The sequence below is a fragment of the Streptomyces fildesensis genome (assembly GCF_016107395.1).
GTDB classification, from domain to species: Bacteria; Actinomycetota; Actinomycetes; order Streptomycetales; family Streptomycetaceae; genus Actinacidiphila; species Actinacidiphila fildesensis.
Map to the genome: position 1 here is coordinate 212,684 of NZ_JAAIKO010000009.1, position 18,225 is coordinate 230,908.

General features: G+C 68.7%; 15 protein-coding genes. 3 read left to right on the forward strand and 12 right to left on the reverse strand.

The features are described from left to right. Nucleotides 1-24 precede the first annotated feature (24 nt). The 5 genes from C6N31_RS16905 to C6N31_RS16925 form a co-directional block, all read right to left on the reverse strand. Complete coding sequence (locus tag C6N31_RS16905; protein WP_198357760.1) at nucleotides 25-1,398, reverse strand: ATP-grasp domain-containing protein; 1,374 nt, start codon at nucleotides 1,396-1,398, stop codon at nucleotides 25-27. Nucleotides 1,399-1,762: 364 nt separating this feature from the next. After that, entirely contained in the window at nucleotides 1,763-4,024 is a 2,262-nt protein-coding gene (locus C6N31_RS16910) for an ATP-binding cassette domain-containing protein (RefSeq protein WP_198357761.1), read from the reverse strand. 116 nt (nucleotides 4,025-4,140) lie between these two features. Further along, nucleotides 4,141-4,908 (reverse strand): ABC transporter permease, encoded by a 768-nt coding sequence (locus C6N31_RS16915; protein ID WP_138352442.1) that lies wholly within the window; start codon nucleotides 4,906-4,908, stop codon nucleotides 4,141-4,143. After that, entirely contained in the window at nucleotides 4,898-5,881 is a 984-nt protein-coding gene (locus tag C6N31_RS16920; protein WP_164606459.1) for an ATP-binding cassette domain-containing protein, read from the reverse strand. Before C6N31_RS16920 ends, C6N31_RS16915 begins: the two co-directional genes overlap by 11 nt. 74 nt (nucleotides 5,882-5,955) lie before the next feature. After that, entirely contained in the window at nucleotides 5,956-6,825 is an 870-nt protein-coding gene (locus C6N31_RS16925; RefSeq protein ID WP_138352444.1) for a siderophore-interacting protein, read from the reverse strand. A 113-nt stretch (nucleotides 6,826-6,938) separates the two neighbouring features. Between C6N31_RS16925 and C6N31_RS16930 the strand changes: the two genes are divergently transcribed. From C6N31_RS16930 to C6N31_RS16940, 3 genes are all read left to right on the forward strand, one after another. After that, nucleotides 6,939-7,778 (forward strand): TetR/AcrR family transcriptional regulator, encoded by an 840-nt coding sequence (locus C6N31_RS16930; RefSeq protein WP_138352445.1) that lies wholly within the window; start codon nucleotides 6,939-6,941, stop codon nucleotides 7,776-7,778. Nucleotides 7,779-8,092: 314 nt separating this feature from the next. Beyond that, entirely contained in the window at nucleotides 8,093-8,740 is a 648-nt protein-coding gene (locus C6N31_RS16935) for an LmbU family transcriptional regulator (RefSeq protein ID WP_232485274.1), read from the forward strand. A gap of 37 nt (nucleotides 8,741-8,777) precedes the next feature. Further along, the gene (locus tag C6N31_RS16940) at nucleotides 8,778-8,984 is read left to right on the forward strand and encodes a ferredoxin (RefSeq protein ID WP_138352446.1); all 207 of its coding nucleotides are present in this window, start codon (nucleotides 8,778-8,780) and stop codon (nucleotides 8,982-8,984) included. Nucleotides 8,985-9,049: 65 nt separating this feature from the next. On the opposite strand, the gene C6N31_RS16945 is transcribed toward C6N31_RS16940, so the two are convergent. The 7 genes from C6N31_RS16945 to C6N31_RS16975 form a co-directional block, all read right to left on the reverse strand. Further along, nucleotides 9,050-10,342: a cytochrome P450 family protein gene (locus C6N31_RS16945; protein ID WP_232485275.1), complete on the reverse strand. Its 1,293-nt coding sequence runs from the start codon at nucleotides 10,340-10,342 to the stop codon at nucleotides 9,050-9,052. A gap of 26 nt (nucleotides 10,343-10,368) precedes the next feature. Further along, entirely contained in the window at nucleotides 10,369-11,409 is a 1,041-nt protein-coding gene (locus C6N31_RS16950; protein ID WP_138352447.1) for a methyltransferase, read from the reverse strand. 64 nt (nucleotides 11,410-11,473) lie between these two features. Then, nucleotides 11,474-12,736: a kynureninase gene (gene kynU, locus C6N31_RS16955; RefSeq protein ID WP_138352448.1), complete on the reverse strand. Its 1,263-nt coding sequence runs from the start codon at nucleotides 12,734-12,736 to the stop codon at nucleotides 11,474-11,476. A 113-nt stretch (nucleotides 12,737-12,849) separates the two neighbouring features. Further along, complete coding sequence (locus C6N31_RS16960) at nucleotides 12,850-13,749, reverse strand: tryptophan 2,3-dioxygenase (RefSeq protein WP_138352449.1); 900 nt, start codon at nucleotides 13,747-13,749, stop codon at nucleotides 12,850-12,852. Continuing rightward, on the reverse strand, nucleotides 13,746-14,648 hold the full coding sequence (locus C6N31_RS16965) for an alpha/beta hydrolase (protein WP_138352450.1): 903 nt from the start codon (nucleotides 14,646-14,648) through the stop codon (nucleotides 13,746-13,748). The genes C6N31_RS16960 and C6N31_RS16965 overlap by 4 nt, the downstream gene beginning before the upstream one ends. A 39-nt stretch (nucleotides 14,649-14,687) precedes the next feature. Next, nucleotides 14,688-15,320, reverse strand: a complete 633-nt coding sequence (locus C6N31_RS16970) for a DUF6875 domain-containing protein (RefSeq protein ID WP_138352451.1) — start codon at nucleotides 15,318-15,320, stop codon at nucleotides 14,688-14,690. Nucleotides 15,321-15,377: 57 nt separating this feature from the next. Next, the coding region (locus C6N31_RS16975) for an alpha/beta fold hydrolase (protein ID WP_198357762.1) at nucleotides 15,378-18,225 on the reverse strand (2,848 nt) is incomplete at its 5' end.

Below are 18,225 nucleotides of genomic sequence, written 5' to 3' on the forward strand. Positions count from 1 at the left end.
CGGGCACGGGAGTGCCGGAGTTCGTCATGAGGTACTCCGCGAGGTCGGACAGGTGGCGGCGAGCTCGTGGGGAAGGGATTCGACGATGCGTCCGCAGTCGGCGAGCAGTGCGGGGCCGGAATCGGCTGCGACAAAGCACAGGGCGGCCATGGAGTTGGCTCCTCCGGCCTCCTCGTAGGCAGGCATGACCGTGCCGGGCGGGAGACTGAGCTCGCGGACGAGCTCGATCCGGGACCCGCCACTGAGCAGGGAGGACCAGTCCACCGCGGCGAAGTCCCAGCGCGGAAGGTGCTGCCACGGCTCGCCCGCGGTGTCGGCGGCGAGGATGACCAGCGAGCCCGCGGCGCCCGAGCCCTCGGTCAGCATCCGCGACGGGTATACGACCTTCTCACCGAGCAACTGGCGCACCAGCATGCCGATCATGTCCAGGCTGAAAACGGTCTCCACCTGGCAGGTGGTCATCACGCCGCCGAACCGGGCCGCGGTCTCGATCAGCCACATCGCGCCGTCCGCACCGAGCTTGATCTCGGTGTGCGTGGCGCAGGTGCCGAGTCCGAGCGCGTCGACCGCGGCTCGGGACACGTCCTCGATGCGACGTTGCAGCGCCTCGGGCAGTGCGGCCGGGGTGATGCTGGCGCGTTCGGTGAAGGGCGGGATGGTCGGCATGCGTCCGGTGATGCACAAAGGGTGGTAGGTACCGTCGGCGACGATTCCCTCCACGCTGACGTAGTCCCCCCAGCCGGGTCCGTCGAACCAGTCGGTCGCGTCTCCGATGACGATCTCTTCGAGGAGGAAGTCGCTCACGCCCTCGTCCGCTGAGTGCAGTTCCGCGTAACCCTCCTCGGACGACGCCTCCATGACGGAGCGTCCGATCCGCCAGCCGCGCTCCGCCTCCTGTTCGTTCCGCACCGTGAGGTGAGCTGTGGAGCCCGCGCTCCACGCCGCCTTGAGGAGCAGCGGCGGCTTCAGCGATTCGAAGGCGAGGGCGATGTCGCCGGACGAGTGGATCTCGGCGAAGCCCGGAACGGGAACCCCGGCGTCGTGCCAGATCTGCCGCATCAGCCGCTTGTCCCGGGCGGCCAGCACCTGCTCGCCCGCACCGGCCAGACCGAGCTGCAGGCAGGCGTGCGCGACGGCCACCACCGCGTATTCCGAGAGTGTCAGCACGGCGGCGGCCTCGACGCGAGTGGCGTGGGCGCAGATCAGGTTCACCAACTCCGCACCCTCCTGCGGCTGCACGCGGGTGACCGAGGCACACCAGGGCTGCCACGCCATCTCGGTGGACTGCGGCAGTGGTGCGAGCGCCAGTACATGCACGTCGCCGTGTGCGGCGATCTTCGGGAGGGCGTATTCCAGAGGCGGTCCGCCCTTGGCGTAGATGAACAGGATCGGGTTCACGGCACTCCTGGTGTCGGGCGGGGCGCTGCGCGCACCGCTGCGGTTTCGTCCGGTCGTCGTCGGCATGGCATTGCCTTGAACGGGCCGTCAGTAACCAAAACATGACAGAACGCGATGTGTGGACACTTGTGCGGTCATTCGATTAGGCGTCCGCCAAACAACCAGGAGTGAGCGAGTCGTCGCTGAGTGGGAATCAGCCATCGCGAGAACGGGCGGCCGAAGAGGGGAGCCGAGCCGATCGGGGGAGTGCAGCCCGCTTCGCGGGGGCGTCAGGCGTCGTAGGAGTGGCCGTGCCGGCCGAGGAAACGGCTACTCCCCGGGCGTAGCCGCCAGGGGAGTCGCCGTGTGGCGGCGTGCGGACACGTCATGTGCCCGCGAGGTCCCGGCGAAGAAATTCGGCGGTATGGGAGTTCTCGGCCTTCAGGAGGTCCGAGGGCGTTCCTTCGAACAGGATCCGGCCGCCGCCGCTGCCTCCTTCGGGGCCCAGGTCGATGATCCGGTCGGCACTTTTGATGACGTCGATGTTGTGCTCGATGACGATCACGGTGTTGCCCTGGTCGACGAGGCGCTCGATGATGCCGAGGAGTCGCTGGGTGTCGGACATGTGCAGACCGGTGGTGGGCTCGTCCAGGACGTAGACGCTGCCGACCCGGTGCAGGTCGGCCGCGAGCTTGAGACGTTGGCACTCGCCGCCGGACAGGGTGCTGAGCGGCTGGCCGAGGCGGAGGTAGTCCAGGCCCACCTCGGTCAGCGCGTGCAGGACCTGGCGGAGCTTGGGTTCCGTGAAGAACTCCGCCGCCTCGGCCGCTGTCATCTCCAGTACGTCGCTGATCGACCGGCCGCGCAGCCGGTAGCCGAGGACGTCGTCGGAGAAGCGGCGGCCCTGGCAGACCTCGCAGACGGACTTCAGCGTCTCCATGAACGCCAGGTCGGTGTAGAGCATGCCGAGCCCCTGACAGTTCTCACAGGCGCCTTTGGAGTTGGCGCTGAACAGGGAGGCACTGACGCCGTTGGCCTTGGCGAACAACTTGCGGATGGTGTCCAGCAGCCCCGTGTAGGTGGCCGTGTTGGACCGCCGGCTGCCCGTCACCGCGGACTGGTCGATGACGATGGCATCCGGATACCGGCTCAGGAACTCGTCATTGACCAGTGAGCTCTTTCCCGACCCGGCCACGCCGGTGACCACGGTCAGGACGCCGGTGGGAAAGTCGACCGTGACGTCCTTGAGGTTGTGGCCGCTCGCGTTGCGGACAGTGAGGGTCCCGGTGGGCTGCCGGGGCTCGGACCGCAGGGGAAGAGCGTGCCGGAGGTGGCGGCCGGTGAGGGTGTCAGCGTCGGCGAGGCCGGCGAAGGTCCCCTCGAAGACGACTTCGCCGCCCAGCGTTCCGGCATGGGGTCCCATGTCCACCACATGGTCGGCGATGGCCATGATGTCGGGGTCGTGCTCGACCACCAGCACGGTGTTGCCCTTGTCCCGTAGTTTGACCAGGAGTTCCTTGAGCCGGTGGACGTCCCGGGCGTGCAGGCCGACGCTGGGTTCGTCGAAGACGTACATCATTCCGGTCAGGCTGCTGGACAGATGACGGACCATCTTGATGCGCTGCGACTCCCCGCCCGACAGCGTGCGGGTCTCCCGGTCCAGGCTCAGATAGCCGAGACCGATGTCGACCAGGTGGCGGAGGCGGGAGGTCAGGTCGTTCAGGACGGGCTTCACGTGGGGCAGGTCCCATGCCGCCAGGACCGCCGCGAGATGTTCGGTCTCCATCGCGGTGAGGTCCGCGATGTGGTGGCCGGCGATGCGGGTGGCGCGAACGGCGGGGGCGAGGCGCGTGCCGTCGCAGGCGGTGCAGGCAGCCGAGCGGGTGAACCGCTGGAACACCTGGCGGCCGCGCTCCGACATGTCCTCCTTCTTGATGTACAGCCTGGTGAACTTGTCGGCGATGCCTTCGTACTTGACGTTCAGGGTGTTGCCCTGCCAATTGAGACGGATTTTGTGCGGTGTCTCGCCGTGCAGCAGGTGCTGCCACTCGTGATCGGTGAAGTCGGCCAGCGGGGTGTCGCCGTTGAAGAGGCCGGACTCCACGTAGCTCAGCCAGTACCAGCTGTCAGGGGAGAAGTCCGGGTGCAGCAGGGCGCCTTGGTTGAGGGACTTGGTGCGGTCGACGAAGGCGTCGAGGTCGAGCTCGACGATCGTGCCCAGGCCTTCGCAGACCGGGCACATGCCTGCGGGGTTGTTGAAGGAGAAGGCGCTCGGCGGAAGGCCGGTCGGCTCTCCCGCACGGGAGAACAGCAGTCGGAGCAGCGGGTGGGTGTCGGTGATGGTGCCCACGGTGGAGCGCGGGTTGCCGCCGAGGCGATTCTGGCCGATGACGATCGCGGCGGAGATGTTCTCGATGGCGTCCATGTCCGGGCGGCCCTGGTCGGGCAGGAAGTTGCGGACGAAGCTGGTGAAGGTCTCGTTGAGCTGGCGCTGTGCCTCGGCCGCGATGGTGTCGAACACCAGGGAGGACTTGCCCGAGCCGGAGACACCGGTGAAGACCGTCAGTTGGTTCTTCGGGATCGCTACCGAGACGTTCTTGAGGTTGTTCTCCCTCGCACCGGTCACCTTGATGGCCTCGGTACTCACATGCGCTCCTCGGGGTGGTACGGGTGAGGCTCCGGAGGGAACCTCGGGTGGTGGTCGGGGGAGGGGGTGTCATCGGCCGGGCGGGTCGGTCCGCGGCCCGCCCGGCCGACGGTTCGTCAGGCGTTCTCCTTTTGGAACGTGCGGGTGCCCCAGACCAGCGCCAACACGGTCATGAGCAACAGGATCAGGCAACCGGTGAGCAGCCCAGTCGCCTGCAGGTCACCTCGGAACGCTGCACGTTCGGCATCGACGATGTGGGTCAGGGGATTGATCCGCGCCAGGTTGTAGAGCCAGGCGGGGGCCAGTTCCCTGGTGACCGGCAGCAGCACGCCGGACAGCAGCAGGAGCGGCAGCAGCACCATGTTCATCAGCGAGGGAAACGCGGCCTCGCTCTTGAGGATCAGCGCGAGCGCGTACGACCCCGAGGAGAGCGTGATGGCCAGCACCGCGGCGATCAGCAGGCTCAGCAGCATGCCGGAGACGGGGGCGTTCAGGTCGAAGACCAGCAGGGTGACGACCACGATCAGGGCGGACTGTGCTGTGGCCTGGGCGGCTTGGGCCAGTACCTTGCCGAACAGCAGGGCGGACCGGCTGGCCGGGGTGCCCCGGAAGCGGTCGACCACGCCGACCCGGTACTCGGTGAGCAGTCCGACTCCGGCGAACGAGCCGCTGAACAACGCCGTCTGCACGATGAGCGCCGGCGTGAGGACCGTCCAGGCGTCGTCGGAGGGGAAGCCGGGGGTGTTGCGGACCACGGTCACCATGAGTGGCCCGAAGAGGAACAGGTACAGCAGCGGCTGCATGATTCCGATGAGGAGCCAGGTGGGATTGCGCAGCGACAGTTTCATGTCCCTGGTGAAGATGAGTCCGGTGTCATGCAGCATGGGTGGCCTCCAGGGCCGGTGGTGCGGCCTCGTCGTCGCGCAGACAGCGACCGGTCAGGCTGAGGAACACGTCGTCGAGGGTGGGGCGGTTGACCTTGACCGAGGTCATGGTGATGCCCTGCCGGTCCAGAACGCGCAGCAGTTCGGGCAGGGCGGCGTCGCCGTGCGGGACCCGGAGCCGCACGGTGTCGTCGGTGATGGTGACTTCGTGGGCGCCCGGCAGCTGCTGGGCGGCGTCGGCGGCCTCGGTGGGCCGGTCGGACACCTCGATGGTGATCGTGTCGCCGGCTACGCGGGCCTTGAGTTCGTCCGGGGTGCCCTGCGCGACGATCGTTCCGTGGTCGGTCACGAGGATCCGGTCGCACAGGGCGTCGGCCTCGTCGAGGTAGTGGGTGGTGAGGAAGACGGTCATGCCCTGCTCGGCGCGCATCCGGCGGACGTGGTCCCAGAGGTTGGCCCGGCTCTGCGGATCCAGTCCGGTGGTGGGCTCGTCCAGGAAGACGAGGGCCGGTTCGTGCACCAGGCCCAGGGCGATGTCGAGCCGCCGCCGCTGGCCTCCGGAGAGCGTCTTGGCTGGACGTTGGTCCAAGCCGGCGAGGTCGAGTTGCTCGGCCAGCAGTGCTCCGCGGCGTCTGGCCTCCGATCGCGACAGTCCGTACAGCCGGGCTTGCAGCTCGATCTCCTCGCCGACCCGGGACTCCGGCCAGGTGGAGCCGCCCTGGGCCACATAGCCGATCCTGCGGCGCACTCCCTGAGGGTCCGTCAGCAGATCGCAGCCGCCCACGGTCGCGGTCCCGCCGGTGGGGCGCAGCAGCGTGGTCAGCATCCGCAGGGTCGTGGTCTTGCCTGCTCCGTTGGGCCCGAGGAACCCGACGAGTTCGCCTGCGGCCACATCGAAGTCAATGCCCTTGACCGCGTCGACGGTTCGCCCCCGCAGGGCGAACTGCCGGGCAAGACCTCGCACGGTGATCATGGGATCTCCCTCGTGTGCGGACGGCTCCTGGCTCGGACCACGTAAGGGCCCGACCGTGTACTCCTCGCTGTGGCTCATTCCGCGGTCGCCTCGGCCAGCCGCTCCTGCGCCTCGGCCATGTCCTGCTCGGTCGGCGCGTCGTCCTGGGTCAGCTTGAACCGCCAGTAGCCGCTGAAGGCGATCGACCGCTTGTCCAGTCCGCGATCGTCAACGAGGTGACGGCGGAGTGCCCGGACGGTGCCCGACTCGCCGGCCAGCCAGACGAAGGGGCGGCCCGGGGCGAACTCGGCCTTGCCTACGGTGTCGAACAGGACGTCGCTCTGTCCGGCGGCGGTTCCGTTGCGGAACACCCAGTTGACGCTGACGTCGCCGTTGGTCTCGAAGCTCTGGCGCTCGGTGTGGTCGGCGACTTCGATGTAGGCATGGGCGCGGGCTCCCTCGGGCAGCGCCTCCAGCAGGGTGCCGATCGCGGGCAGGGCGGTCTCGTCACCGATCAGCAGGAGCCAGTCGGAGTTCGCGATCGAGTCGTCGATCGAGACCGGCAGCGCGTAGACGGCCGAGGGGCCGACCATGCCGAGCTGATCGCCCGGCTGGGCGGAGGCGGCCCAGCGGGTCGCGGGGCCGGTCTCGCCGTGGAGGACGAAGTCGATCTCGATCGTGTTGGTGCCCGGTACGCGACGGCGGACGGTGAAGCTGCGCATCGTCGGACGTTCGTCCTCCGGAATGGCCAGAAACGCGTAGTACCAGCTCGTGGCGTCTCCTCCCTCTTCCGGGAGGATGGGCACCCGCTGGCCGGGGAGGGGGAAGCAGAGCTTCACCTGCTGGTCCGGTGTCCGGCCGACGGAGGCGTCGAGCTGGTCGGCGTCGAAGGTCACGCGGGCCATGTGCGGTGTGACGCGGGTGATGTCGGTGACCTGGATGAGAGATACAGGGAGTTCTGCCATTGGAAACCTTCCATGGACGTCGGCCATCCCGGGGCAGCCCGTGCCGACGTGATATCTTTACGCTGTAAAGAGATGCGTGGAAGAGGTTACTTTATGCGGTAAGGAGTTGCAAGGTGGTTGTTTTTTCCGGACAGGGCGACGCTCGCCGTTCGATGGCCCTGCTCTGGCGCACGGCCGGTTCCAAGGAGGCCAGGACGGCGCCCGGGCCCAAGCCCGGTCTCGACGTCGACACGATCGTGGCGGCGGGTATCGCCGTGGCCGACGAGCAGGGCATGGCCGACCTGTCGATGCGGGCGGTGGGCGTGTGGCTCGGGCGGAGCGCGATGGCGCTCTACACCTATGTGCCGAGCAAGAACGAACTGATCGACCTCATGCACGACCGTGTGCTGGCCGAGCTGCCCACCGCGTACGAGACCGGCGGTGGATGGCGCCCCGCGGTCGTCTCCTGGGCCGACGACGTCTGGGCGTTCTACCTGCGCCACCCGTGGGTCCTGCAGGTCTCCCAGGCCAGGCCCGTACTCGGCCCCGGCGAGTACACGCAGTTGGAGACGGTGGTGCGGATCCTCGACGGGATCGGGCTGGAGCCGTTGAAGGTCCGTCGTGTCATCTCCGTGCTCTTCCAGTTCGTTCGCGGGATGGCCCGGGTCGCAGCGGAGCTTCAGCAGGCGGGGCCGGCGACCGGCGTGTCCGACGAGGAGTGGTGGTCCGTCCGGTCCGCGCTGCTCATGGAGGCTGCTCCGGACTTCGCCCAGCGCTTTCCGGCCGTGGCGGCCTTGGAGTCGGGCGCCGCCCCCGTCGCCGTCGAGGAAGGGAGCGGCGACACCGCGCCCTATCTGGACCATGAGGCCAAGGAGGCCTTCCGGGTGGGCCTGGACCTGATCCTCGACGGCATCGACGCGGCGGTCCTGTCCACCTCGGCCGGCTCCAACCGCCCCACCTCGTCAGCTCCTTGACGGACGGACGGACGGACGGGCGGACGGTCCGGGCGGGCGGGGTGCTGCGCCGCCGCGTGGAGGCGTGAAGGCAGCAGTACCCCCCGCCCCGGGCGGCTGACTCCTATCGCGCTCACCTATAGGCGATTTTAGGACGGTCTTGATCGCTGGGAGCCCAGGAACGCAACCGGATCGGTCATATGCCGACCGGAAATGATTGTTGACTGATTCTTGAAGGTTGACCTACGGTTTTTTGGGCCGCTACATATCACGACCCCCGGCCGCATACGACTGGTACGAGATTTGGCAGTGCCTCAATTCCAGGGGAGCACCACATGGAGCACATCACCAAGGAAAACCAGCGGATCATGCCATCAACGGCCAGGCACACCACGGGTGGTAGGACAGTGCGCCCCCGGAACGCCGGACCGGAGCGCATCCTGACCACCCGGGTCGGCCTGCAGCTCCCAGCCAGACTCACTTACGACCGCTGGGAGAAGGCCGGACAGCGCATCTTCCAGATCGCCGACTCCTCCGCCTGGTGCCTGGGGGACTGGTTGGTGTACGGCCAGGAACAGTACGCCGACCGCTACCAGGCCGGCGCGGAGGCTGCCGGCCTCGACTACCAGACACTGCGCAACTACGCCTGGGTGGCGCGGCATTTCGAGCTCGGGCGACGGCGCGAGGCTCTCAGCTTCGGCCACCATGCCGAGGTCGCTTCCCTCCCGCCCGCGGAGGCGGATGTGTGGCTCGACCGGGCGGAGCAGCACAGTTGGTCCAGGAATCAGCTCAGAGCCACCCTGCGCGAGAGCCGTCAGGGCAACCGGGCGGCCACACCCCAACGTGACCACATCCCCCGGATCAGCGCCTCCGGTGACCGCGTGGAGCTCTGGCGCGAGGCCGCGTCCAAGGCTGAACGGGACTTCGAGGACTGGATAGTCGCGGCGCTCGACCGCGCCGCCGCGCACGGGCTGGATCACTGAAGGACCTTTGACTGCCCACCACCGGAGAGTCACGCTCATGCTGATCGGCATTGACCACAATACGTGTATCGGCTCGGGGCAGTGCGTCCTGACGGCGCCTGACCTGTTCACCCAGGATGACGACGGGTACTCCCGGCTCGTACCCGGAGGTACTGAGGTAGCGACGCGGCGGCAGGCGGCGGAGGCCGCCCTGTCGTGTCCTGTACGGGCCATCGCCGTGGCGGACGAGCCGTCCGCCAACTGAGCGGGACAGCGGAGTGATGGGGTCGCCCGGCACCGGTCGGCCCCCTCACCCCGCGACCGGCCGGCTCAGGCCCGCAGCCGAAGGCGCAGCGAGTTCAGCCGCCAGCTGCCGGGGAGCAGCGCGCGGTCCCACCCCGCGTCACCGTCGGCCGGCGCCAGATCAGGGTAGTGCTCCAGCAGCTTGGCGAAGGCCGCCTCGCCCTCCTGCCGGGCCAGCGTGGCACCCAGGCAGTAGTGGATACCGTGACCGAACCCCACGTGGTTCTCGGCCTGTCCGTCCTGGTGGCGCGTGACGTCCAGCCGGTCCGGGTCCGGGTACTGGCGCGGGTCGAAGTTGGCGGACACCAGCACCAGTTGGACCGCGTCGCCACGAGCAATGCGCGTCCCGGAGATCTCCAGCTCCTCGGCGGCGTAGCGCAGCCGTGCCACCTGCACCGAACCGCACCAGCGCATCAGCTCGTGGACCGCGCGCGGAATCAGCGACGGGTCCTTGCGCAGTTGCTCGAGCTGGTCGCGGTGGGTGAGCAGTGCCGCGGTGCCGTTGCCGATCAGATGCGCGCTCGTCTCGTGCCCGGCCAGCACCAGGGTCACGATCATGGTGACCATCTCGATGTCGCTGAGCCGGCTGCCGTCGTCGTCCTGGGCCCGGATCAGCGCGCTCAGCAGATCGTCCCCCAGCGCGGCGCGGCGCTGCTCGATCAGTGCATGGCAGTAGTCGATCATGACCGGGAACGAGTGCTGCAGCCGTTCGGGCCGCATCGACACCAGATCGCCTCCCCACACCCGCCACCGTTCGAGATCGATCGTCGGGATGCCGACCAGCTCACAGATCACGGTGATCGACAGTGGATACGCGAAATGCTCCAGGAAGTCGACCGCACCGTCCTGTTCATGGTCCGGGAGCTCGGCGAGCAGCCGGTCGGCGATCCGCTCGATGTCCGGCCGCAGGTCGAGGATGCGGCGAGCCGCGAAAGCCCGGGTGACCAGGCGCCGCAGTCTGGGGTGGTCCGGCGGGTCGCTGTCCAGGATGGAGCCGAGCAGATAGGCCCGCAGATGTTCGGGGACGTTGAGCAGGTCCATCATGCTCTCGCGTGGATCCGTGCCGCCCTCGCCCGGAACGTGGGAGGGCGTGTTGAGGAATCGGGGGTCGCGCAGCACGGCGCGGACGTCGTCGAAGCGGGTCACGAACCACACCGGGGTGCCGTCGACGAACCGGCCGCGGACCACCGGGCTCTGCTCGCGCATCCGCCCGTACCCGCTGAACGGGTCCGCGAGCAGGTCCGGGTCCATCATGTGCGGGCCGACGGGGCACGTCGCGCCCCCGCCGGTCGACGAGGTGCCGTGGGTAGTGAGGGACATGGTCGGCTCCGGTTCTCGCTGGGGCGTCACTTGACCGCGCTGATCACGCCGTGCGGGGTCCACCGGCCGCCTGGGAGCCGCTCGGCCTTCGCGAATCCGGCCGCGGCGAACCACTCCTCGTACTGGCCCCAGCGATAGATGGTGCTGCTCGCGGCGGGCAGGGTCGCGAAGTAGACGTTGTCGAGCGCCGCGTACAGGGGTCCGTCGCCGCTGTCGTCGGACATGGCGTTGAACACCAGCACCCGTCCGCCGTCCGGCAGGGCCGCGTAGGCCTTGCCCAGCAGGCGCACGTTCTGCTCCGGCGACCAGATCACCAGCTGGTTGGCGAACAACACGCAGTCGTGCCCTGCGGGGTAGGCGTCGGCGAAGATGTCGGCCTCGCGTACGGAGATCCGGTCGCTCAGGCCGTGCTCGGCTACCTTGCGGCGGGCGATCTCCACGGTCCCCGGCAGGTCGAGGACGGTGAACTCGACCCCCGGATTCGCCTGTGCGAGGGCGATGGCGTTCACACCGTCGCCGCCGCCGACGTCGAGTACCCGGCGCACTCCGGTCAGGTCGGCCTTCTCGAGCAGGATGGGGTTCGACAGCCGGGACCAGGACCGCATGCAGCGGTAGAACAGCTGCTCCAGGTCCGGATCGGCCGACAGCCGGTGGTACAGGTCGGTGCCGGTTCCCTTGACCCGCCGCAGGCCGATGTTGGTATTGGCGCGCAGTGAGTCCGTGAAGTCGACTTCGGCGGGGCGCACGATCCGCTCCTCGTACTCGATGAGGTCCTCGATGATGTCCCACGTTCCGTCCGCGAACATGCCGCTCAGGACATCGGCGTTGCGGTAGAGGTCGTCCTGGCGGGTCGTCAGCTGCAGCGCGGTGGTGCCCAGGAGCAGGATCTGGGTCGGGCGGTCCGCCAGACCGAGCTCTTCCCCGATCTCCTGCGCCGTCAGCCCCGGCTTCTGGTGGAGGAGCGGGAACAGGCCCAGGTTGCGGCCGGCGTTGAGCATCTGGAAGGCCGACGAACCGAAGAGGATCTGGACCAGACCATCGGTGGTGAGCGGGGACGGGTCTGACATGGCTACTCCGTATCGGATGAGGTGGAGGGGTTCGGGGGCGAGGCGCTGGGCATCGACCGGGATGTCATGTCACTCGGGCCAGACCGGCAGGCCGGGACAGATAGGTCCGCCGTTCGGCGACCTCGCGGAGGCGGTCCATCGCGTCCCAGATCTCGGTGTACCGGGTGTAGAGCGGGGACGGTCCGAGCCGCAGCCGGTCCGGGGTCCGGTAGTCGCTGATGACCTTCGCGTCCGCAGCGAGCGTCTGGCAGATCCGCCAGGCGTCCGGGTGGTGCAGCGACACATGTGAACCGCGCTGCTCCGCCGCGGTAGGTGAGGCCGGTCTGAATCCCAGCGGGGTCAGCCAGGCAGCTGCCAGATCGGCGACCAGCTGGCTCAGGAGCAGGCCCTTGGCCCGGATCTGAGCCACACCGGCCTGCTCGACAAGGGTGAGACCCGGGTCGATTGCCGCCAGCGACAGCAGCGGTGGTGTGCTCACCAAGAACCGCTCGATGCCGGGTACGGGGTCGTAGGAGGGGCCCATCCGGAACTGATCCCGCTGTCCGAACCAGCCCCAGATCGGCTGCCGTAGCTGGGTCTGTACCTCACGTCGCACATAGAGGTAGGCGGGTGAGCCCGGTCCGCCGTTGAGGTACTTGTACGTGCAGCCGACGGCGAGCTCCGCGCCGGTCGCCGCCAGTTCCACGGGAACGGCTCCGGCCGCGTGCGACAGGTCCCACAGGACCCGGGTGCCGACCGAGCGGGCCAGCTCGTTCACCCTCGCCATGTCCAGCAGCGCGCCGCTGCGGTACGACACCAGCGAGAGCACCACCAGCGCGACGTCCTGGTCCAGGGCGGAGCGCAACCGGTCGAGGTCGATGCCGCCGTCGAGGTCGGAGGGGACATGGTGCAGGCGCAGCCCGCGCTGCGCGGCCAGGCCCTGCAGGACGTACCGGTTGGTCGGGAAGTCTTCGGCGTCCATCAGGACGGTACCGCGCCCCGGCGCGGCCTCCAGCGCGGCGCCGGCCAGCTTGTACAGGTTGACCGACGTGGAGTCGGAGACCACCACCTCACCGGAGCGGGCCCCGAGCACGTGCTCGGCGAGACGGTCACCGAGCCGGCTGCCCCAGTCGATCCAGTCCTGCCAGGAACGCACCAGCCCCTCGCCCCAGCCCTGCTCCACCACCGCGCGCAGGTGGTCCGGGGTGGCCGTGGGCATTCTGCCCAGCGAGTTGCCGTCCAGATAGATCAGCTCCGGGTCGGCGATGACGAACCGCTCACGAAACGCGGCCAGGGGATCGGCCGCGTCCAGCTCCTCGGCCGCCGCGCGAGGGATGCCGCCTTCCATTGCTGCTCCTTGTCTGTCGTGTGGCTGGGCAGGTTGTGGCTGGGCAGGTCGTGTCCTGCGGGATCCTTCGCTGTGCCGCTCGCGGGTGCCGAACGCCTGATGCCGCGCGTCGGTCAGAGCGTCGAGCGCACCGCCCACAGTTCCGGGAAGAAGCGGTGCTCGCTGATCCGGGCCAGCCAGGACACGCCGTCGGTGCCGCCGGTGCCCGGTTTGGCGCCCAGCATCCGTTGCACGGTCACCAGGTGGGTGTAGCGCCAGCGGGCGAACTGGTCAGCGGTGTCCATGAGTGCCTCGGCGAGCAGATGCAGGTCACGGTGACGGATCGGATCCTGGTACACCGCCCGCCAGGCCGCCTCGACCTCCTCGCCGGCCCGATACGGCTGCGCGGCGTCACGGGCCGGGACGTCGTCCCCAGCCAGCAGCCCACGGCGGGCCAGCAGCGCGAGCGCCTCGTCGTACAGACTCGGCTCGTGCAGTTGATTCAGCACCTCGTGGTAGGTGACCGAGCCGCGGTGCGGCTCCACCATCCCCGGGTTCTTGTTGCCGAGCAGGAACTCCAACCGCCGGTAGCCGGCCGACTGGAAACCGGACGCGGAACCGAGGACGTCCCGGAACTCGGCGAACTCCACGGGCGACAGTACGGAGAACGTCTCCCAGGACACCAGAAGGACCTGCTGCACCCGGGCCGATCGGCGCAGTGTCCACAGCGCGTCGTCGAGCTGGTCCTTGCGCAACTGGTCACGCGACGTGCTGAATTCTGTGTGCAGCAGCTTGAACAGCAGCTCCTTGACCTGGCTCATGATGATGAAGCCCGGCTCGGTGTCCGCCGTGCTGAGCGGATGCTGCAGCGCAAGCAACGCATCCATCTGCGCGTAGTGCGCGTATGCGGTGCTGCCCGGAGGTGACGCGTCCGACGGCTGAACCGTCGGCGCGGCCACCGTGGCGTCCTTCGGGTGCGCTGGTGCGCCGCCGGTGAACGGGCACCCGGTGCCGGCGCTCTGCTCGGCGGTCATGTCGTGCTCCCTTCCAGTCCCATCTGCGCGAGGACGGCGCTCCCGAGCCGTGACGTGCGGACCCCCAGGTCGTAGGGAAGGTCGAAGTGATTGCGCCGGTCCGCGACGACCTCCGTCACCGCTGTCCGGGGCCGCAGCGCCCCCACCATCCGTTCGTGCTGCCGGATGTACTCCTCGGTCTCGTTGCCGCCGCGGGCGACCACGACCTTGGCCGGCCGCGCCGGCAGCAGAAGCAGCGGGCTGTTGCGCAGCGCCGCGGCCTCGTCCAGGCGCAGCGCCTCATTGACGTAGGACAGCCGGACGGGTTCGAGGTCGTAGATGCCGCTCAGCAGGACCGCTCCGGCGATCCGGCCGGACACGTCCGGGCCGTCGAACGGATCAGGCAGCAGCGCCATCGCGGCCAGCTGGGCGCCGGCCGAGGTCCCGCACAGGTGGAGGCGGTCCGGGGCGAATCCGAGTCCGTCCGCGTGCCGCAGCAGCCAGTCCACGCTGCGGCGCACCATCCCCGCCATCGTGTCGAGCCCGACATCAGGCGCCAGCCCGTACTCGACCACGGCGACCGCCGCGCCCGCCGCGAGCAGTGGCGGTGCCGGGAAGGCCGAATCGGCCCGGCCGAGCGCCTGCCAGTTCCCGCCGTGCACGAAGACCAGCAGGGGCGGGCGTCCCGTACCCGTACCCGTACTCGTGCTCGTGCTCGTGCCGGGAAAGTAGTCGAGCGTCTCGGCGGGATGCGGTCCGTAGGCGAGACCGGTGAGCACTGGATGGTCGTGGCGGGCAGCTTCGCTCAGCCGCCGGTACTCGTCCAGATAGGCCGGCAGACTGCGCACGCGGGAGCTCGGCGAGTACTGCCGGTCCAGCGTGGCCCGATTCATGCCCCGGTACACGACGACGCCGGTCATCGCCGCCACCCCGTCAGCTGTGATGCGTTGCCCATCCGCTCAGCCCCGCAGACCGTGGACGGCGGAGGCGTGCTCGTACACCTTGGTCAAGAGCGGGTCGACGCCGTGTGCCGAATTCCGGTAGCGGATCCCGAAACGGCGTGCATACTCCTCGAACCAGTCTCTGCGATCGGCCAGGAACAGCACGTCGTGGATGGCCATCGAGCGGATCGCCACCATCGGCACCGGGGCCCAACTGACCTCGAATGCCGGGTTGCGGGCCGCCTTCTCACGGCACTTCTCGTGGAACTGCCCGAGCATCAGCCCGCGGCGCACGCTCTCGGGCTTCAGCGCGCTGTGCGCGGCGTCCAGCAGGTGCAGGTGCTCGGGCGGCAGGTCCGGCAGTACGAGGAGGAGTGAGCGAAGGTTCGGATTGCCCGCCTTCCAGCCGACCTCGCTGAACTCGTCGAGACCGCAGCGGACGATCTCGTCGATGAGCGCCTGGCTCGGGGTGAGTCCGACGAGTCTGACTCTGATCTCCAGTGCGTCGGCGTCCTGGGCCGGGGCGACGAACGGGCACACCGGACCGGATCGCCCGAGTTCGCTGTGCGGTTGCCGGATGTAGCCGCTGAGCCAGCCCTCAACGGCCTCCAACGTTTTGTCCAGGTCGACAGAGAGCACGTCGGTCAACATCGAAATCAGTCCTCGCAGACAGTGAGTGGAAGGAACCTCAAGTGCGGCCGGCGGGCGTCACTCGTCACCGGCGATGTCGTGGAGCTTGGCCGACAGGATCTGACCGATCTGGGCCAGCGTGCCCGGGCGGGTGAGCATGGTTCCATGCTCACCGGACACCACATGGGCCTCGACCGTGCCGCGGATGTGGGGCTGCCAGGCCTCGGCGGTGACGGGCGGGTCCTGCTGTTCCGAGCAGGCGATCAGCACCAGGTCGCCATCGATCGGTCCAGGCTGGTAATCGACGGTCAGGTGCGTGTTGTTCGCCGAGATCTCGGTGATCGTCGCAAGCCGGTCCTCCTCCAGATTTGCCAGGACGCTTCCCTGACGGCGCAGGATCTCCCGCGCCGTGGCGAAGGTCATCTCCTCGCCGCTGTCGCGATGGCTGCCGTCGTCGACCAGGCCGACGTGGTACAGGAGCATCACCCGGTCGTCGGGGGCAGGAACGTCGGCATGCGTCAGCCCTTGCCAGTTCGGGATGACATCGAGCACGGCGACCAGCGCCACCCGCTCACCGCGCCGCTGGAACTCAGCGGCCACCGCGTGGGCGCACAGCCCGCCGAACGACCAGCCGGCCAGATGGTACGGACCGTGCGGCTGCACCGACTGGATCTGGTCGGCGTAGTCCACCGCCATCTCCTCGATGCTGTCCGGCCGGGGCTCCGGGCGGGCCAGGCTGCGCGCCTGGATGCCGTAGAGCGGGTACTGCGGGTCGAGGTGCTTGATCAGAGCGCTGTAGGACCAGCTGATACCGCCCCCGGGGTGGATGCAGAACAACGGCGGCCGGCTGCCCCGGGTGCGCAGCGGCAGCACCACCTCGTACGAGCCGTCCGGATCGTCCACATCCAGCCGTGCCGCGATCTTCCCCGGGGTGGGCGCCTCGAACAGGCTCCGCAGCCCCAGCTCGACGCCGAACGCGCTGCGCAGTCGGGCGATCAGCCGAGTGGCCAGTAGTGAGTGTCCACCCAGCTCGAAGAAGTCCTCGTCCACGCCGACCACACTTCGGCCGAGGGTCTCCGCGAACAGCTCGCAGACGACCTGCTCCTGCGGAGTGCCGGGAGCGCGGCCGATGTCGGCGCGCTCGGGGTCGAGGGCCACCAGGGCGGCTCGGTCGAGCTTGCCGTTGGCGGTCAGCGGCAGGCGATCGAGAGGGACGATGGCGGTGGGCTGCATGTAGTCGGGGAGGTGTTGGCGGGTGTGTTCGCGGAGGGCGGTGAGGAGGGCGGCGGTGCCGCGGTGGGTGGCCGGGTTGATGACCCAGGTGGAGAGGGGGGTGCCGGCGTCGGCGCCACCCGCCGGTGCGTAGGTGCCGATGGGAGCGGCGTCGCCCAGCACTCGGCGGTTGACGTACGTGATCTCGACGGCGCCGGCGTCGTGGCTGCTCCACGTGATCGCGGTCCAGTATCCCAGTTCCTCGCCGAGGTGGTGGAACGCCTCCAGGTCGACGTTCGCCGTATGCGGGGCGGCCGGAGGTGCGCCGGCCTCCAGGGCCTTCTGGACGGCGAGATCGTCGGCGATGCGTGTGTTGGGGACGCTCGTCACCCGGAGCTGCTCGGGCCGCTCGTTGCGCAGCCGCTCAGCGAGGGTGTCGATGTCCTGGTCCCAGGGTTGGTGGGGGGTGTGGGTGAGGGGGTGGGGGGTGATGCCGGTTTTGTAGAGGGTGGCGTCGTAGCGGTAGCGGGTGAGTTCGTTGTGTGCGGTGCCGCGTTTGAGTTGGATGTCGGTGCCGGCGATGTCGGGGATGTGGTGGGTGAGGGCGGTGAAGTATTCGGGGTCGATGAGGAGTTCTTTGCCGAGGACGAGGCTCTGTTCGACGGCGCGGCGGATGGCGGCGGTGTCGGCGTCGTCGGCGCGGGCGGCCTGGACCGCGGTGGTGAAAGTGCGCAGCAGGCGGGGGTTGCGGACGTCACCCACGAACAGGGCTCCGCCGGGAGCGAGCAGGCGTACGGCCTGCTCGATGACCTGCCGGAGGTATTCGGCGTTGGGGAAGTACTGGACAACGGAGTTCAGGATGACCGTGTCGAAGTGACCCTGCGGGAGTCCGTCGTGCTCGTGCGCTGCCTGGGCGCGCAGGGTGACGCGCCCGGCGAGCTCGGGATCGGCATCGACGTGGCACCGCATCGCCTCGATGACGGTCGGGGAGAGATCCGTCGCCCAGTACTCGCTGCACTCGGGCGCCAGTTTCGCCAGCAGCAGGCCGGTACCGACGCCGATCTCGAGGACCCGGCCGGGCTTGAGCGCCCTGACCCGCTCGACGGTCGCCTCACGCCATTCCCGCATCTCCGACAACGGAATCGCGCTGTCGTCGTAGCTGCTGTTCCAGCCGGAGAAGTCCTCACCGAACTCAGCACCGGACCCCGTGTACAGGGAGTCGTAGAGCTCCTGCCACTCGCCTATCTGAGCCCGCTCATCCTCGTCGCTCGTCGGGACGGAACGGTCGGCTGCTACATAGGCGACCAGATGAGCGTCACCTGGTTGGTTTTCGTGGGTGATGACGGCGGCTTGGGTGATGTCGGGGTGGTCGGTGAGGACTTTTTCGATTTCGCCGGGTTCGATGCGGAAGCCGCGGATTTTGATTTGGTGGTCGGCGCGGCCGGTGTATTCGAGGTTGCCGTCGCCGTTCCAGCGGGCGAGGTCGCCGGTGCGGTACATGCGTGTGCCGGGTTGTGGGTTGTGGGGGTCGGCGGTGAAGCGTTCTGCGGTGAGTGCGGTTTGGTTGAGGTAGCCGTGGGCGAGGCCGGTGCCGGCGATGTAGAGCTCGCCGGTGACGCCGGGTGGGAGGGGTTGGAGGTGGTTGTCGAGGATGTATACGCGGGTGTTGGCCATGGGGCGGCCGATGGGCACGGTGGCGTTGCCCGTGTAGGGG